17 protein-coding genes are annotated in these 16,599 nt (G+C 59.6%); 10 read left to right on the forward strand and 7 right to left on the reverse strand.

The annotated features are described in order from the left end of the window. The coding region (locus tag AC0L27_RS09300) for an efflux RND transporter permease subunit (RefSeq protein ID WP_473318720.1) at window positions 1–846 on the forward strand (846 nt) is incomplete at its 5' end. 614 nt (window positions 847–1,460) lie between these two features. Here AC0L27_RS09300 and AC0L27_RS09305 read toward each other — a convergent pair. From AC0L27_RS09305 to AC0L27_RS09320, 4 genes are all read right to left on the reverse strand, one after another. Continuing rightward, the gene (locus AC0L27_RS09305) at window positions 1,461–2,306 is read right to left on the reverse strand and encodes a carbohydrate ABC transporter permease (protein ID WP_473318722.1); all 846 of its coding nucleotides are present in this window, start codon (window positions 2,304–2,306) and stop codon (window positions 1,461–1,463) included. A 1-nt stretch (window position 2,307) separates the two neighbouring features. Next, complete coding sequence (locus AC0L27_RS09310) at window positions 2,308–3,237, reverse strand: carbohydrate ABC transporter permease (protein WP_473318723.1); 930 nt, start codon at window positions 3,235–3,237, stop codon at window positions 2,308–2,310. Window positions 3,238–3,251: 14 nt separating this feature from the next. Beyond that, window positions 3,252–4,280, reverse strand: coding sequence for an ABC transporter ATP-binding protein (locus AC0L27_RS09315; protein ID WP_473318725.1), 1,029 nt, complete (start codon window positions 4,278–4,280; stop codon window positions 3,252–3,254). 101 nt (window positions 4,281–4,381) lie between these two features. Next, window positions 4,382–5,725 (reverse strand): extracellular solute-binding protein, encoded by a 1,344-nt coding sequence (locus AC0L27_RS09320; RefSeq protein WP_473318727.1) that lies wholly within the window; start codon window positions 5,723–5,725, stop codon window positions 4,382–4,384. A gap of 566 nt (window positions 5,726–6,291) precedes the next feature. On the opposite strand from AC0L27_RS09320, the gene AC0L27_RS09325 reads away from it, so the two are divergent. The 6 genes from AC0L27_RS09325 (at window position 6,292) to AC0L27_RS09350 (ending at window position 9,916) form a co-directional block, all read left to right on the forward strand. Continuing rightward, window positions 6,292–6,531, forward strand: a complete 240-nt coding sequence (locus AC0L27_RS09325) for a hypothetical protein (protein WP_473318729.1) — start codon at window positions 6,292–6,294, stop codon at window positions 6,529–6,531. 518 nt (window positions 6,532–7,049) lie between these two features. Next, the gene (locus AC0L27_RS09330) at window positions 7,050–7,229 is read left to right on the forward strand and encodes a hypothetical protein (protein ID WP_473318730.1); all 180 of its coding nucleotides are present in this window, start codon (window positions 7,050–7,052) and stop codon (window positions 7,227–7,229) included. A 574-nt stretch (window positions 7,230–7,803) separates the two neighbouring features. After that, window positions 7,804–9,198 (forward strand): Na+/H+ antiporter NhaA, encoded by a 1,395-nt coding sequence (nhaA, locus tag AC0L27_RS09335; protein WP_473318732.1) that lies wholly within the window; start codon window positions 7,804–7,806, stop codon window positions 9,196–9,198. A gap of 64 nt (window positions 9,199–9,262) precedes the next feature. Continuing rightward, the gene (locus tag AC0L27_RS09340; protein ID WP_473318733.1) at window positions 9,263–9,421 is read left to right on the forward strand and encodes a hypothetical protein; all 159 of its coding nucleotides are present in this window, start codon (window positions 9,263–9,265) and stop codon (window positions 9,419–9,421) included. Window positions 9,422–9,501: 80 nt separating this feature from the next. Further along, window positions 9,502–9,681 (forward strand): hypothetical protein, encoded by a 180-nt coding sequence (locus AC0L27_RS09345; protein ID WP_473318735.1) that lies wholly within the window; start codon window positions 9,502–9,504, stop codon window positions 9,679–9,681. Window positions 9,682–9,751: 70 nt separating this feature from the next. Then, window positions 9,752–9,916, forward strand: a complete 165-nt coding sequence (locus AC0L27_RS09350) for a hypothetical protein (RefSeq protein ID WP_473318737.1) — start codon at window positions 9,752–9,754, stop codon at window positions 9,914–9,916. A gap of 68 nt (window positions 9,917–9,984) precedes the next feature. Here the strand turns inward: AC0L27_RS09350 and AC0L27_RS09355 are convergent, their stop codons facing one another. Beyond that, window positions 9,985–10,656, reverse strand: a complete 672-nt coding sequence (locus AC0L27_RS09355; protein WP_473318740.1) for a cytochrome P450 — start codon at window positions 10,654–10,656, stop codon at window positions 9,985–9,987. Between the two features lie 147 nt (window positions 10,657–10,803). Between AC0L27_RS09355 and AC0L27_RS09360 the strand changes: the two genes are divergently transcribed. Continuing rightward, window positions 10,804–11,352 carry a hypothetical protein gene (locus AC0L27_RS09360; protein ID WP_473318742.1) on the forward strand — a complete coding sequence of 183 codons (549 nt, stop codon included), beginning with the start codon at window positions 10,804–10,806 and terminating at the stop codon, window positions 11,350–11,352. Window positions 11,353–11,532: 180 nt separating this feature from the next. Here the strand turns inward: AC0L27_RS09360 and nhaD are convergent, their stop codons facing one another. Next, complete coding sequence (nhaD, locus tag AC0L27_RS09365) at window positions 11,533–12,813, reverse strand: sodium:proton antiporter NhaD (protein ID WP_473318746.1); 1,281 nt, start codon at window positions 12,811–12,813, stop codon at window positions 11,533–11,535. A 2,011-nt stretch (window positions 12,814–14,824) separates the two neighbouring features. Between nhaD and AC0L27_RS09370 the strand changes: the two genes are divergently transcribed. Both AC0L27_RS09370 and AC0L27_RS09375 read left to right on the forward strand, forming a co-directional pair. Beyond that, a complete protein-coding gene (locus AC0L27_RS09370; RefSeq protein ID WP_473318748.1) occupies window positions 14,825–14,995 on the forward strand; it encodes a hypothetical protein in 171 nt (56 codons plus the stop codon). A gap of 224 nt (window positions 14,996–15,219) precedes the next feature. Next, a complete protein-coding gene (locus tag AC0L27_RS09375; RefSeq protein ID WP_473318938.1) occupies window positions 15,220–15,642 on the forward strand; it encodes an adenylate/guanylate cyclase domain-containing protein in 423 nt (140 codons plus the stop codon). Between the two features lie 386 nt (window positions 15,643–16,028). Here AC0L27_RS09375 and AC0L27_RS09380 read toward each other — a convergent pair whose 3' ends face one another. Then, entirely contained in the window at window positions 16,029–16,562 is a 534-nt protein-coding gene (locus AC0L27_RS09380) for a hypothetical protein (RefSeq protein ID WP_473318750.1), read from the reverse strand. Window positions 16,563–16,599 lie beyond the last annotated feature (37 nt).

The raw sequence follows: 16,599 nt of genomic DNA on the forward strand, positions 1-16,599 counted from the left end.
GCCGATGCCCGCGACCGCATGCGGACCGAGGACATCCTCAACTACAACGTCAAGAACAGCCGGGGCCAGCTCGTGCCGTTCTCGTCCTTTGCCACCGTCGAATGGGCGCGCGGCCCGACGCAGATCACCGGCTTCAACTATTACCCGGCGGTGCGCATCTCGGGTGAGGCGAAACCCGGCTTCACCTCCGGCGATGCCATCGCCGAGATGGAACGGCTCGCCGGCAAGCTGCCGCGCGGCTTCGGCTATGAATGGACCGGGCAGTCGCTGCAGGAGAAGCTGTCGGGCTCGCAGGCGCCGTTCCTGCTCGGGCTCTCGGTATTCGTGGTGTTCCTGTGTCTGGCCGCGCTGTACGAGAGCTGGACCATTCCGCTGGCGGTGCTGCTCACCGTGCCGCTCGGCATCGTCGGCGCCGTGGTCGCTGCAATGCTGCGCGGCCTGCCCAACGACGTCTATTTCACCGTGGGCCTGATCACCATCATCGGACTTGCGGCCAAGGACGCGATCTTGATCATCGAGTTCGCCAAGGATCTGCGGAAAGAAGGCAAGCCGCTGGTGGACGCCACCATCGAGGCCTGTCGCCTGCGCTTCCGCCCGATCCTGATGACGGGCCTCGCCTTCATCTGCGGCGTGCTGCCGATGGCCGTCGCCCACGGCGCCGGCGGCGCCAGCCAGCAGGCGCTCGGCAGCATCGTGATGGGCGGCATGATCGCGGTGGTGATCCTGGCGCTGCTGATGGTGCCGGTGTTCTTCGTCTCGGTGCAACGCGTGCTGGGCGGGGATCGGGAGAAGGTGGCGGAAGCCAATGTGTACGGTTCGCCAGCAACTGCCGACTATGCACGTTAGCAAGACCGATGTAGATCGATTTTGGCGTGAGGCCGGCGAATGCCGGCAACTCGCAGAACGTGCGGGCAGCCCACTCGCAAGGCAACCTTGGTTGCCGCTTGTAGGCGAGTGGACCAAGCTTGCCGAAGAGGCTGAAGAGCACGCGGGAAAAGAAGGGGCGGCCGCTCGGGAGTCTTTCTTGTGAGAACGTGCCGGAAGGGTGGCCTGCGCGGCAGCTCGTTCCGGTGCAAGGGGGGCGCCTCTCCCCACCCCTTTTCAGGTCGCTAGACGCACGTTCAGGCCGAAACGTGATGCCGCACCCGTGTACGGCTTGAAATCCTCGCTGGGGAGGCCAGAACCACCGGCTGGGTACGCGAGCTTGGTCCTGGGTAGGCATCCGTCGGTGCCTGCGCAGATGCTTCAGCAGATGCAGGCAGCAAGAAGGTCTGCAACGAGATGCACGGCATGGGCGGCCTGGACAAATGCGGTGTCCTGGCTGACGCCGCGGCCGCGGGGCTGAAGACCGCCGACGCCTCGTTCGGCCGCCGTGGACGACGCAAGTCCCCTCGGATGAAAGGGATCCCGCCAATGCGGGCTTCCGGATGACCGTCGCTCCGCGTCCGAAGCAAGTCAGCTTACTTGACGGCTCCCCCGGTGATACCGGCGATGAAGCGATCGAGGAAGACATTGTAGGCGATAGCCACCGGGACCGCGGCGATCAAGGCTCCGGCCATAATCTCGCCCCAGAAGAAGACGTCGCCCCGGATCAGGTCGGTGGAGACTCCCAGAGTGATCGGCTTCTGGTCCGACGACGAGACGAAGGTCAGTGCGTAGACGAATTCCTGCAGCGTCAGGGTGAACGTGAAGATCACCACCGTCAAAATGGCCGGCAGCGAGAGCGGGACCGCCATCTTGATGAAGGCGCCGAACAAGCTGCAGCCATCGACGATCGCGGCCTCCTCTATCTCCACTGGCAACGCCTTGAAAAATCCCATCAGCAGCCACGAGCAGAACGGGATGGTGAAGGTCGGGTAGACCAGCACCAGCGACCACATCGAGTTCTGCAGACCAAGTTCAGCGATGATTCGAGACAGCGGCAGGAACAGCAAGGTCGGCGGCACCAGGTAAGTCAGGAAGATCACGATACCGAGTGCTTCACCCTTGCGGCTGGTCATGCGTGCTAGGCTGTAGCCGGCGGGAATCGCGGTGACCAACGTGATGGCAGTGACGCAGACGCCGATGATCAGAGAGTTCAGCAGCCAGCGCGCGAACAGTGTCTCCTGGAATAAATACTTGACGTGCTCAAGCGTCGGTGGCTCGTTGAACCAGAAAGGGACATTAGCGATGTCGTAAAGATCACTGTTTTGTTTGAATGCCGTGATCGCCATCCAGTAGAACGGAAACGCAGCTAGAATCAAGAAGAATGCGATACCGAGGTAAAAAGCGGCCGCGCGGAGCGGGCGGGCAACAGCGGGCGACATATCAGATCTCCCGGCGACGAATGAAGCGCAGCATGAAGATCACCACGACCATCAGCACAGGCAACATAAAGAGAGAAACGGCTGCGCCGTGCGACACGTCTCCGGAAACTATGCCGGTCTGAAAGCCCGCAAAGCCCAGCACGGAAGTGGCGCCACCGGGGCCTCCCATGGTCAGCAGAAAGACGATGGAAAGGTCCGTGAAAGTGAATACGATGCCAAAAATCAGGCCGATAGCCATGATCGGCAGGATCATCGGCAGGATGATCTGGTAATTGCGGCGCCAGAAGCCCGCGCCGTCTACCGTTGCAGCGTCGATCACGTCTTGCGGAACCGCAGTAATGCCAGCGAGGAAGATCACGATAGCGAATGGAAAGAAGCGCCAGGCGTTAATGATGACGATACACAGCATCGCGAGGTAGGGATTGCCTAGCCAGTTCGGCGCCTCCTGGCGCGTGAGCAAGCCGGCGGCGATCATGGTCCAATTGATCACGCTGTAGAGAGAATCGAACATCCATTCCCAGGCGATTGTAGCGAGCGCCACCGGCACCGCAAAAGGCAGGATGATCAGCGCTCGCACAATCTTGCGGCCGGGGAAGGGCTGCAACAGAAGAAACGCGCCAAATTTACCGAGCACGAGACCGAGCAGTTGCGACGCGAATGTGAAAATGAAGGTGTTGCGCAGCGTATCGAGGAATGTTGGATCCTGGAGGATCTGCTCGAAATTTGCGAGACCGACAAACTTCCAGGTAGGATTGTAAATTGTATATGCGCTGAGCGAATAGTAGACCGCCAGCAAGAGCGGCAAGCCCACCAGCAACAGGACGTAGAGGATCGCCGGCGCTACGAGAACCGCTTCCAGCACTTCGCGCCGATCGAGGATGAAATGAAAGCGCGAAACCGGCTTGGCAACTGGCTCTGCGATGGCAGTCATTGGCAAATTCCGGCTCAGTGTTGTGTGCTGCGGTTGCCGCTGCCGTCGAAATGGCGCAGCGCTCTGTTCTTCACTGCGAACGAGTGCCACTCGCCGGGACGAATGCTGTTTTCGGCTACGTGCGCCGACGGCAACTTCGCTGTAATCGGCAGTTTTGAATCGAAACCGTCTATAACGCCGTAGACGATACGCTCGGACCCGAGGTACTCGAAGCGATCGACGCGAAACGAAAATTCGATCGCGCCGCCGTCTTCGATCATATCCCCCGGCAGGAAATTCTCCGGTCGGAATCCCAGATAGCCGCCCCCGTTTCGGCTAATGATGTTCATCGGCGGCGCACCAACAAACGTTGCGACGAAAACGTCGGCGGGATGCTCGTAAATTTCGGTTGGTGTTCCGACCTGCCGAATTCGCCCGTGGTCTATGACTGCGATTCGGTCGCCCATGCCCATTGCTTCGACCTGGTCGTGGGTTACGTAGATGGTAGTGAGGCCGACGCGCTGCTGAAAGTTCTTGATCTCTTGGCGCGCCGAAGTGCGCAATTTGGCGTCGAGATTGGACAGAGGTTCGTCCAGCAGGAGCGCCGTCGGCTCGCGGACCAACGCACGCGCAAGCGCGACCCGCTGCCGCTCGCCGCCGGAGAGCTGGCGCGGGCGCCGATCGAGAAGGTGGCTGATGCCGAGCAACTGCGAAGCCCACTCCACCTTCTTGTCGATTTGCTGCGAGGGCACGCGCTGCGTGCGCAATGGAAAGGCGATGTTGTTGCGCACTGTGTAGTGTGGATAGAGACCATAGCTCTGAAACATCATGGCCACCCCGCGCGCGCGGGGCGGAATGTCATTGACGACATTGCCGCCGATTAGGAGATCGCCGCTTGTCTGTTGCTCGAGTCCGCAAATGATGCGCAAAAACGTCGTCTTGCCGCAACCAGACGGGCCGAGCAGCACCATGAATTCGCCATCCGGCACAGTGAGCGAGATGCCGTCGACGGCAGGGACCCCGCTGAAGTTCTTGACAATATTCCTAGTCAATACCGCAGACATCGGACCTCCAGCGAATTCAGCGAGGGCGTCAATCATGTGGTCAGCGGACGGAGGTTATGATCGTGATCCGCACTGCGGCGGGAGCGTGTCCGAGCAAGACCTCAGGTTTTACCGTGCCACTTAGCAAAAATCGTCTCCGCCTGCTGGTGCGCCCACTTGACCGACTCATCGGCAGACATCTGGCCGGTGGCGGCCTTCGACATCATGTCGCAGAGAATAAAGGTATTATAGACCTCGTCCACGGCGGGCCAAGACGGACCCGGGTATCCAGGAGAGGCCGACCATTGGTCAGAGTCTTGCAACACCGCGAGCTTGTCGTTCGGAGTCGAACCCGGGTCATTCGACAAGATCGGCATCGGCTTCGGAACAAGGTTCGCAAAACAAGGGTTGTTGTAGCCTTCGCTCGCCTTGAACGCCTCCGGCCAGTGATCGGCGTAGTATTTGAGGAACTCGACCGCACCTTCCTTGTTTTTGGCGAACTTCCAGATTCCGTAGAATTCGGAAGCGCCACCCATGATTTGGCGGACCGGTCCCTTCGGTGGAGCTAACACGAACGTATCGTCGGCGCCTCTCTTGTTCGCCTTCTGAAATGTGCGATAGGCCGAGATCGGGTTGACGATCATCGAACCGACGCCCGCAACCAGATAGCGGTTGTTGCTGGAGTCGTCCCACGATAGCACCTCCGAAGTCATCGCTTCCTTGTAGAGCGCGGTGACGAACTTGACGGCTTCGATCGTCTCCTTGCTGTTGAGCGCAACGTTCTTGCCGTCCGAATCCTGGAGCTTGCCACCAAAGCTCCACAGCAGGCCCCGCCAAGTCGTGTTGGGGTCGTTGCTGTGCCCGAGTGAGATGCCGACCGGATGGTTCTTGGCCTTCAGTTTGGCGCCGCCGATACGAACGTTGTCCCAAGTGTCCGGCTCCATCCCGATCTCGTCCCACATGCTCTTACGATACATTGCAGGAAAGTTGATGTAGAAATCGGGAAACGCCGACCAGGTCCTATCGTCTTGATTGTAACCGATCTGCCGGCCAATCCCGCTGACTTTGCCGTACTTTTTTTCGGTCGTCTCGACGAGGTTCGTCATATCGACGAGGAATTTGCGGTAGAGGTGTGCCCCCCCTGCGCCGTTCCAGCCGAACAGATCATGACCTGATTGGGCCGAGGCTTCGGCAGCCGCGCGGGCGGCGACGTTCGCCACCGGGATATGGTCCACAGAAACGCTAATGTTGTTTTGCACACCCCAGTCATTTGCGAACTGGTCAAACCATTTATCATACTCCGGAACGAAATGGCTCCATTGCACGATGGACAGAGATTTGGTGTCAGCAAGAGCCGTCGAGATGAATGGTGCGGTTAGAGGCGGCGCCGAAGCAGCAGCTATAGCCAGTCCGGTATGTTTCAAGAATCGCCGTCGCGTGACGTGCAGATAATTGCCCGTGCTCATGTCGATCCTCCTGGTGGATGTCGCCAGTTGGAGAAGGCCTATCCGAAAGATGGATCAGTCTAGCTCTGGCCTGGGATCGTTGTTTTTCGTGCCCACTATAATCCTACGGCACCAACTGTCTTTTAATATTCGTTCAATTCGTACGCCGCCGTACAAGCTTTGCCATGGGGGCCTGTGGAGGTCGATGAACTCAATAAGTTGGCGTGATCTCGTAGCGCGTAAGCTGTGGCGCGCAAACTGTGTTGGTCTCTTTAGCCGCGGGCGATCTGCTTCTGATCGGCTCAATCTGCTTTGAGGCTTCATCTTGTGCCCATTCCAAAGAAGCAACGTGTTTAGTGAAGGGCCAGGGTCAAATTTTGTTGTTCTCGCGCGCAGTGAGAATCGTTGGTCGTTTACTGTTTGTCATGCGCGACGTCGTGACTGCGAATGCAGGCGGGTTAAGCAGATCGAAGCTCGGTACAAATACGTACCGACGGAGCGATCATTTTGCATTCGAGTGTGTTTGGCATAGGCAGGGACGAATTGAGAAGCCGCGAGTTCGGAAGTTTAGCCCGAGGAGATTGCAGATGCAGAAGTCGATTATCGCGGCGGCGGTGCTGATCGCCGCGTTGGCAACGAGTGCCGGAACTTCGAACGCCGTCGAATTCAGTGTTGGTCCAAACGGCCTACATGTCAGGCCTCGTCATCATCATCGTCGTCACTTCTATGATTCCTATAATCGAGATCGTGACTGCCGAATTGTTGTCCGTCATCGAACAAATCGATTTGGCGAGCGTGTTACGGTCCGCAAAAGGATTTGCGATTAGTTTCAGACCCTTTGGATGTAGCCGCTTTATCGAGCTGGTTACAGTTGCGCGCCATCCCGGGTTCTATCGGTGCTGCTGGACAAGCATCGCAAAGCAAAGCGTGATGGATCACCGGAGAAGCTGGGGCGCTTCAGGACGCCCATTCGAGGAAGCGGACAGTGATGCTCGTCGTTTTCAATCCCACACGAACATGGCGGCAGCCTCACTCGAGGTCTTCGCCGCCATTGCGCTCGTGTTTATGTTGTACCGATATGTAACAATTGATCGGTCCAGGTGTTTGGTTGTAGGCACGCGGCCTCTGATGAGTCCATGGCGTTCGAGATGATCAAGTGCTGGCTCGTCGGATGCCCAGTAGCGTGCCGAAGTGCTACGCATTGGCGGGATCTTATCACTTTCGACACGAGGGTGGGTCCTGAAAGTAGTCAGTACCAAAGCGCACTGGTCACCCTTGTAAGGCAAGCCGATCGGCCCCACTCGCCGGCTTGGATGCTATTGCTGTCTTAAGAAGGAAGGCGAACATGAAGATCCTAATTGGAGCTGCCTTGCTCGTGGCTGCAGGCGTCCTCATATCCATTGGGATTCCCAATCCTACGGGCGGGCGGCGGAAGATGTTGCGCCTCGAAGTTGTGCTGGCCTTAATTCTGTCGTTCATTGGACTCGGCGCTGCAGCTCTATTTTCAGGGCTGCTGACCGGTTAGTACATATCCGAAGATGAGGGTACTCCGGGGCATCAGCTCTTCTAATTGGGCCCAGCCCAAGGCCTAAATTGTCTCAGGTGACGATTGAATGGGCGTGCCGCCCGGTAGTTTCTCAAGTTCCTTCTGGAGAGCGCCTAAGCTACTGAAGCGAACGCATCGAGCATCCCTCGATTCACCAGCCCAAGCTTGGCTAGGCGATTGACCAATTCAACAGCTGAGTGGTGTCGTGTCGAGCGCGTCACCGTGCTCCAGGAAGGCCGGGTGCTGGTCTCCGTCACGCCGGAGGATATTAAGACGGCGGCGTGCACGGAGAGATCGCCGCATGAGCCTGATCGAGGTCAACGGCCTGAACAGCTGCGCCGGTACCCCTCCTGAGGCTGAAAGGATTCCGAGCGCCTGCGAGCACACCCGGAATGAACCGCCACCCGAGAGGGCGGATGATGCAGCACTGCCGACTGAACTCTCCACGGTCAATTCCCACCCAGCAGTGTTCCGTCGTCCGAGGTTGAAATGGCGCCCATGCCATGTATAACCCGCGTCGGGTGTTCGCTGTATCGGCAGCGACAGGGAAGCGATGGTCGGGCCGCCACGCGGAGACCCTGCGCCCGTGAACCACAATCCTCCGTTTGACGATCTGCCGAAAGCCCAGCTGCTGGCCGAACAGGCCCTCAGCACTCTTCAGCGTTTCCTGCACGTCGAAGCCTTCGGCGGTGCGGTCCTGCTCGTTGCCGCCGCCGCTGCGCTGGTCTGGGCGAATTCCCCGGTGGCTCGCAGCTATCACGACTTCTGGCACCTGCCGGTGACGATTGCGCTGGGGGAGCTGGTCTTCTCGCGCTCATTGCATTTCTGGGTCAACGACGTGCTGATGACCGTGTTCTTCCTGGTCGTGGGCATGGAGATTCGGCGGGAGATTCACGAAGGCGCGCTGAGCAGGCTTGACCAGGCCATGCTGCCGCTAATTGCGGCGATTGGCGGGGTCGTGCTCCCGGCACTCATCTATCTGAGCCTCAACGCCGGCCCGGATCGAGGGCAGGGCTGGGCCGTGCCAACGGCGACGGACATCGCCTTCGCGGTCGGAGTGCTCGCCCTGCTCGGACGAAGAATCCCGGTCAATCTGCGCGTCTTCCTCCTCGCTCTGGCGATCATCGACGACATCATTGCAGTCCTGATCATCGCGCTGTTCTACACCGCAGGCCTTCAGCCCGGCGGGTTCGTCATGGCGACGATCGGTATTCTCGCGGTTCTGGGCTTTCAACGGATCGGGGTTGGGTCTGCGCTATTCTACGTCCTGCCTGGTTCCTTGGTCTGGATGGGGTTCATGACGGCCGGGATCCATCCAACCCTTGCCGGTGTGTTGCTCGGGCTGGTGACTCCCGCGCGCGCAATCCCTCTGCGGGAGCCACCATTGGAGATGGTCTCTCGCGCTCTCAAGCAGTTGCGAAGCAGCGATGCGGTCAAGGTCAAGGATCCGCACAGATTGGCGCAGCCGCTGCGGGACATTCGGGTCGCTCATCGTGAGATATTGCCGCCGGTCTCTCGGGTGCAGACGGCGCTGCATCCGTGGGTGGCATACGTCATCATGCCTATCTTCGCGCTGGCAAATGCCGGGGTCAGCCTGACGAACACCAGTCTGCCTGCAGGCGGGCAGTGGGTGACGCTGGGCACTGCGCTCGCCTTGGTCGCCGGCAAGCCGCTCGGCGTCGTCGGCGCGACCTGGGCGGCAGTGAGACTCGGCTGGTGCCGGCTCGCTCCGGGAGTTTCGTGGACCGGGGTCTGGCTGGTCGGGCTGCTGGCCGGCATCGGTTTTACGATGTCCATCTTCATCTCCATGCTCGCCTTCGCGGATGAAGGATTGCTGACCGCCGCGAAATTGGGAGTCCTCCTCGGCTCGCTCGTCGCAGCGATGCTCGGCCTCGCCTGGGGCTTCAACCAGATCCGCGCTTGTGAAAGTCCAACCGATGCCCTTTAGAGCCCCGCATGTCTCGTTCGTGTCGTTTGCCGTCGAGGTCCAATCCTCCGGGGTAACCCAGGTGATGATCATCGAGACGGACTTGCACATGAACCCGCGGCACCCCGCCTACGACCGTTCGGCCGTCACCCAACTGATTGCAGCGGCAGAGGCGTACACAAGCGCCAATGTGGAAGGTCCTTCTTCCATTCGGCTCATTTCCACCCGCAGCGGGCAGATCTAACGGGTATCATTCAGCCGCGATGCCTCGCGGCCGACTAAGGCGGAAGGCCAATCAGAGTATGCAAGAGCCGGAGAAGTCCCGTGCGGCGTCTTAAGGCCTGGACACAGGACGAGGCTAAGCTCCTGGAGATGCGAGCGGCTGTAGCGCCGTGGGAGGCGATCGCCGAATCGCTCGACCGCACCAAAATGTCGGTCGAGGTTCGCGCGGCGGAGATCAAGCGCCGCGGTGCAGGTACGACCCGTGAACCGGAGGCGGGATGACCGAGGCGACGTATTTGAGTGCGGAACGGCAGCATTGCCGCCAGCGGCCCAGAAGGATTGGAAGGCGAATATGAAACATGTGCCCTCGTTGCTGGGCGTCGTCGTCCTGTTTTGCATCGTCTTCTTCCTGACGAGAGCGTCTCTTTCGAAGCCTCAACTGGTGGCTGGCATTTGCATCGCTCTCCTCGTGTATGCCGCCACCATGGTCTGGCATATCCGCAACATCCTTCGGTGATCGAGAGAGGTGACAAGGCGCCGAGCAGCCGATCGTCAGGACTTTTGATCCCAGAGGAGCTACCGGCCTCAGGCCGCTAGTCGCACCGGCAATCGCGCCAGCGCGCGGATGCCAAGCCGCTTGTGCCACCTGATATCTTCGGCCCCGCGGGCAAGCCGCAAGTCGGGAAAGCGATCCAAGATGCGCTGAATTCCGATCGACGCCTCGGCTCGCGCGAGCTGAAAGCCGAGGCAAAAGTGCACGCCGGTGCCGAACGAAAGGTGCGGGTTTGGGTGGCGCGTAATGTCGAACGTGTGGGGCCGCTCGAACCTTGCCGGGTCGCAGTTCGCTGCGGCAAGGAATGCCGCAAACATCTCGCCGCGCCGGAACTGACGTCCTTGCCAGATCAAATCCCGGGTCGCGAAACGGGGCTTGGTCATCTGCACGGGGGAGACGTAACGAAGACATTCCTCTATGCATGTCGGCATCAGGCCGGGGTCTTGGCGCAACCGGCTCAACTGGTCGCTATTCGTAAGCAGCGCGTAGAGACCGCCCGATATTAGATGCGTAGTGGTTTCCTGCCCCGCACCGAAGAGCAGGAAGATCATCGAGACGATTTCGTCTTCGCTGAGCCTCTGGGTTTCGATCTCCGCCTCGCGCAGCGCAGCGATCAACCCCTCGGGCCGCGCCCCGCCACCGGGTCTCGAAACGCGCCGAAGGTACCGCACGACGCTGATCACACCGGGGATGGCGCGGATCACCGCAAAGACATTCGCAGTGTCCTTCAACCCGCCCAACCAGTTCTTGAACCGATCGTGATCCTTCTCCGGCAACCCTAGCATCGCGCAGATTACCGAAAGAGGCAGATCTCGGCAGAACTCTGCCATGAGATCGACCTCGGGCTTGCCGTGCAGCTTGTCGAGCAGCCGATCGGCCGTCTGAACGATCGTCGGCTTGAGAGCTGCGATCGTGCGCCTCTGGAAGGCCTCATCGACGAGGGCACGCAGGCGACGGTGCTCCGGATCATCGTGGCCAAGCATGTTCGACGCAAGAAGCCCGAGCGTCCTCGGGAGAACCTTCAAGATCCGCTTCTGCGTCCTGCTTCCAGCGTTGGCGGGATCGCGCGCGAAGTCCTGGCTGTTTTTCAACAGTTCTGCGCAGCTCTCATGGCTTGCCGCAAGCCAGGTGCGGCCGACAATCGGCAATCTCAAGCGCACAACCGGGCCTTCGGTTCGCATGCGGTCGAGCGTCGTGAAAGGCTTCGCGTGAAACTCCGGGGACAAGATGTCGAATCGTCGCTCGTCGGACATGTCTGCTTCCGCGCTTCTGCTTGTTGTGGTTGGAAATTGAGCGGTGCTTCGTCCCGAAGACAGCCCAATTCGGGCCTTCAATCCTTCGACGTCACGCCGGTGCGGGTGGTGCGTCTCGCGACCCTGCGGAGGGGTCGGACACGCTGAAAAGTACAGCAGCGTGGATCCCCGCGCATCCCAGGCGTCGTCTGGACGGTCGGCAAGGATAGCACGCGCAACCGGGCTGCGGCCGCGCACGCCTGCAGACTGCAAGGCTGAAGGGGAGCGTTGGCTCTCTGAAGAGCAACCGGGTCCATTCAAGCTGCCTGGCGCGTGCGCGTCCTGGGTTCAGTGAAAGTGCCGGAACTGCACAATGTAGACCGCCGCTCCGGCGAAGTATCCGAGGAGCGCGAGTACGCTGATCTTTCGCATGTACCAAATGAACTGGACCTTCTCGATTCCCATGGCGGCAACTCCCGCAGCGGAGCCGATGATCAGTATCGATCCGCCGGTGCCCGCACAGTAGGCGATAAATTCCCAAAGGAAACTATCCGGTGGATACTGGCTCATTCCATACATCCCCATCGATGCTGCGACCAAGGGAACGTTGTCGACGATCGCGCTGAGCAGCCCCAACGCAAGCACGATTGCGTCGGTGCGGCCGATGCTTTGATCGAGCCAAGCTGCAAGGGCGGCGAGAATATGGGTGTGCTCCAGCGTGGCAACCGCCAGTAGAATGCCCAGGAAGAAGACGATTGAGCTGAGATCGATCTGCGTGAGAGCGTGCGCCACGGTCAAGCGCCTTCTCTCCTGCGGTTGCTTCCGGCGATGAATGACCTCTCCGACGAGCCACAATGTACCCAAACCGAATAGGATGCCCATGAAGGGCGGCAGGTGGGTAACCGTTTTGAACGCCGGCACCAGGACCAGGATGGCAACCCCGAGGGTGAACATGATGTTTCGTTCGAAGGCGGGCGTGAAGGAGACGTCGCTACCATCGGCCTTGGGAGCCGCGAAAGTTCGCCCGCGCAGCTGGTAATTCACGATGAACAGTGGGATCAGCATGTTTGTCAGGGACGCGAGGAACAGCGTCTTGACTATGGCGAGAGCGGTGATCTGGCCACCGATCCACAGCATGGTAGTGGTGACGTCGCCGATGGGGGACCACGCGCCGCCTGCGTTCGCGGCGATCACGATCATCGCGACGAACAATAGCCGATCACTTTGCTTGTCCAGCAGCTTCCTGATCAGTGAAACCATGACGATCGTGGTGGTGAGATTGTCCAACACTGCGCTCAGAAAGAACGTCACGGCGCAGATGAGCCACAGCAGGGTCGTCAACTTCTTTGTGTTGATCTGCGAGGTGATGATCTCGAATCCGTCGTGGGCGTCGATGACCTCGACAATGGTCATTGCGCCCATCAGGAAGAATATGATTCCTGCCGTGGAACCGATCGTCTCGCGGAGCTGACCGACGATCGCTTCGTGGTCAGTCGCCCCCACGGCATAGATCGTCCAGAGCAGGCCGGCGCCAAAAAGGGCGGAAGCGGACTTCTCTATCTGGATCGGATGCTCAAGCGCTATAGCGGCATAAACCACGACGAAAACGACGACGAGTGCAACCAGCAAAACGAGCCTCCGATCCGAATCTCCCCCGGATCATGCCCGAACCGGACTGTGCTAAGAAGCCTCATGTGCTGAAAGGCCGCGCTCTGGTACTCTCCGTTCAAGGAGAGAGAATGACACCCAAAAAAGAGAATGGGCCGACATTGTGGGGCTCCCGCGCAAACGGGCCTGTGGGGTGGATCGTCAGCGTCGTCTCGATACTTATGCTGATCGTGGCTCTGTACTTGTACGCGGTAGGCTAGGGCCAGCCCACCATCCAGCGCTATGGAAGGCGCTATTTGGGGAGTAATCCTGAAATGACGGCCGCAGCGCCGAGCGCCACAAAAGTTAGGATGACGGGCGGATAAAGAACGAGCGCCCCTCCAAATCGCAGAAATCGTGGGTGCTCGCCCGCTCCTATTCGGACGACCTATGGCGATCAGGATAGCTGCGATCGCGAGCATCGCAGCTCCAGTCCACACATTCATTTCCGTGTCTCCTCCATCTGCCGCCGGGAGACAGCTTCGTTTGTGGCAGCGCAAGCGAGCCGTTCGTCGTACGGCAGAGATGCGGATCGCGTTCAACGGCTCGAAGCCGGCGAAGGTCACGGAGCTAGGTTTCAAAGTCGTTTGTCTGCTACGTTTCGGCCAGTACGGACCTAAGAAGCGCTGCTTCCCGCCCTATCTTTCGGATAACTTCTCTGGCTTCTTCCCAACAGTTGAAACCAACCCCCACTAGGCCGTCCAACAAAGATGGACCGAGACGAAGAGAAAAGGAAAATCAAGGAGCAGCTTGCCACATGCCGGCGGTTGGCTGCGGATTTCGTGGACTTGGAGCAACTCGCCACTAGCTGGAAGGGAGGTTTGAAGAGTTAGCGGGAGCAGGTCCGGGAGGTCGTCCAAGAGCAGATTGAAGGACCAACAGGCGATTGCCGAAAGCTTAGGTTCTTCCGGTGTTCAACAATGTGGGCTTACAAAAGCTGCGCGTCAGAAGCATGTTCTCAGGTTGTTGGCCATAGATGCTCACCATCAAAGCTTGTACGGTACGGACCATGGTCAACCGCGGCTGCCGCGGAAGGCGTATCGCCAAAAGAGGGTGCGCATCTGCCGATAAAGGACAGACCGCCGCAATAGCCGCCGTTGCACGGCGGCTATTGACAGCAATCTCCAGCAGCATGGAGCGAGAAACGTGGATTATCTCACAGGCCGCTTCGGCCTGGTCGCTTGAGGTTTACCGCCAGGCGATCGACGCGCCGCGACCTCCAAGGCCACGAGGCCGAAGGCGGAGAGAGCGATTAGAAAGACGAGTAGCAGCAGGCTGCCGTACATTCAGATGACTCCTGCCGAGCTGCTCTTGTGAGGAGCGCTTGTTTCGACAACGCGCGGGGTTGACGTTGCGGGTAGAGTGAAGTTGTCGATCAAGCAATTGCACTTGCGAACAGAAGCAGGCAGGTGAGTGTACACGCAAGGCCCATACCTGCAGCCCGAGACTTGCCGGCATCTACACGCGAAGTTTCTCGCTCTACGACCGGGTAGTTTCTGATGCTGCGCAAAAAGTTGCCGGCCGGCCCCTCAAAAACATACGTTTCGAGTCTCCACGATCACTTCAGGCCCAACGGAATATAGTGATTGGCAGCTCGCCAGGCAGTCGGGAGATCGCTTGTCGCCCGTCGGGAAAATCCTGACTATCAACACACCCGTTCGGGCGGGAAGGTTTGGTCGTGAATGTGGCTCTGTGTCAAAACCTCAACTGGCAGCGGGCATCCGCATTGCTCTACTTGCCTATGCCGCGACCATGGCTTGGCTCATTCGTAATGTCCTTCGGTGATCAGGCTAGGGAAGCACGGAGTCTCCGCGAGCCTAGTGCAACACTGCCGGTGGATGTGCGGCAGCACGAAGCGGTTGGTGCGCTGCACGATGGATTGTCCGAGGGAACGTCTGCCAAGGACGGGCGCTCGAGCGCCGCACAAAATTACGTCAGCATGAAAAGGCCGCTCTTCAGGGCGGCTTTTCCATGAGCATAGGAGGAAAGACAAATGCATCTAACGGCTCCTATCGATCGTGACACGGAAAGGTCGCGCAAGAGGGCGCTTTGGTTGCGTCAACTGGCCGAAGGGACGGGTCACCCGCAGTTCGCCGAAAAGCTCAAGGATCTCACTGAAGAATACGACGGACTTGCCGAACAACTAGAGCAAGAGGACCAGTAGGGCCGTCTCGCGACCGCCTTATGGGAATGCTGGCTACCGAGTCGAATACGGCGCCGCGAATACAGGTCCGCAATTCGTCAATCCCACATACGGAATGCAGCTGACGGGGGCCAGCACTGGCGTAAGCGGCTTTCACGACAGGTTTCGCAGCACCGGCGCCATCGCACGCGCGATGCTCATCGAAGCCGCAGCCAAGCGATGGGCCGTCGCCGCTTGCGAAACGGCTGGAGGCCGCGTCGTGCTCAAAGCCGGCTGGATGCAGAGTTCGCCGCCGAAGGTCTCCCCCAATTCGGACCCGGTTTGGTCTCCACGTCGGGGACGTCGGCGTCGGCAACATCGGATCGCGCGACCGCATGAACTACACTGCGGTTGGTGCTGCCGTGAACCTCGCCGCGCGCCTTGAGGGACTGAACCGGAACTACGGGACCACGGTACTGGCGAGCGAGGCCATCAAAGCGCGGGTAGAGGAAGAGTTTCTCTTCCGCAGCATCGATCGGATCAGCCCCAAGGGATTATCCGCGGAGTTCCAAGTGTACGAGCTGCTATGCCCGAGAGCGGACGCGACGAGCCAGCAGCTGGCGCTCATCACGGAGTGGGAGAGTGCATACGCCTCATCGCCTGGTGCGGGCAAACGAAACGACAAATAGTGGCTGAAAGCCTTCGCGATCGCTCACCCCGACGACGCCGTCGCTCGATATCATTTCGAATTGGATGGAAGGCAGGACGATTGTCGAGAGACCGAAGAATACAAACATCATCAAGTTGACGGCATCTAACCACGGCCCAAAGTGTCTGGAGGCCCCTCGCTGGGGCGCTACTGCCACTTTCGTTCAAGACGCGAACAAAGTAGGGCGAAACTATTTATGGCTGGTGCCGCTTGGCGCAAAGCGCAGAGATCCAGGAAGCGGACGCAGGTCTTTGCGCGATGCGCCTCCGATGCTGAACACGCGAACTTGGTACGATCCTGCGTCATCATCGATGGTTCTGCGACGCAGCCGGTGGGGTGCGATCGATGATCGATGTTTTGGCCGGGCTAATTCGGGCGTGCGCTGAGCAGCGGGGGCGACGTCGTGAGGACGAGACGGTCGTGCAACCACTCGAGAGTCCGGTCCGTCACGCTTCGGTCGGCATCCTCGAAAGCCGTCATGGCCTCGACCGGGAAGCTGACCCACTCGCCGTCACATTGCGCGGTAATCGTAAATCGGGTGCGAGCGACGAACAATCCGGTCGAAGCGAGCGTTCCCGACTTCAACCTCTTCGGCATGTCACGAAAGAGCTTCTCCATCGCAGCGTCGAATAGAGGGGCCATGATCTGCTCGAAATGCGGGTGATCGAGGGGGACCCCGCACCCGATGTCATCGAGCCCGATATCGTTCCTTACGATCTCCTCCACCGTCGCTCGCACGTACCTGACGTCAGGATGTGCCGTGGGCCCGCAGCGTGCGTCACGGTCTTCGGCCGTGGCGAAGATCTCGAACTTGTAATAGTCGCTCGCGACAGCGAGCGACAGGTCAGAGGCGGACGCGCGAAACTGAGGCTGGGCGAAAAAGAACTGCGGGGTCGCCATGGGGCCTCCTGTCGTGCCATTCATCATGAGCGTTGCG

The organism is Bradyrhizobium sp. Ken51 (genome assembly GCF_055807435.1).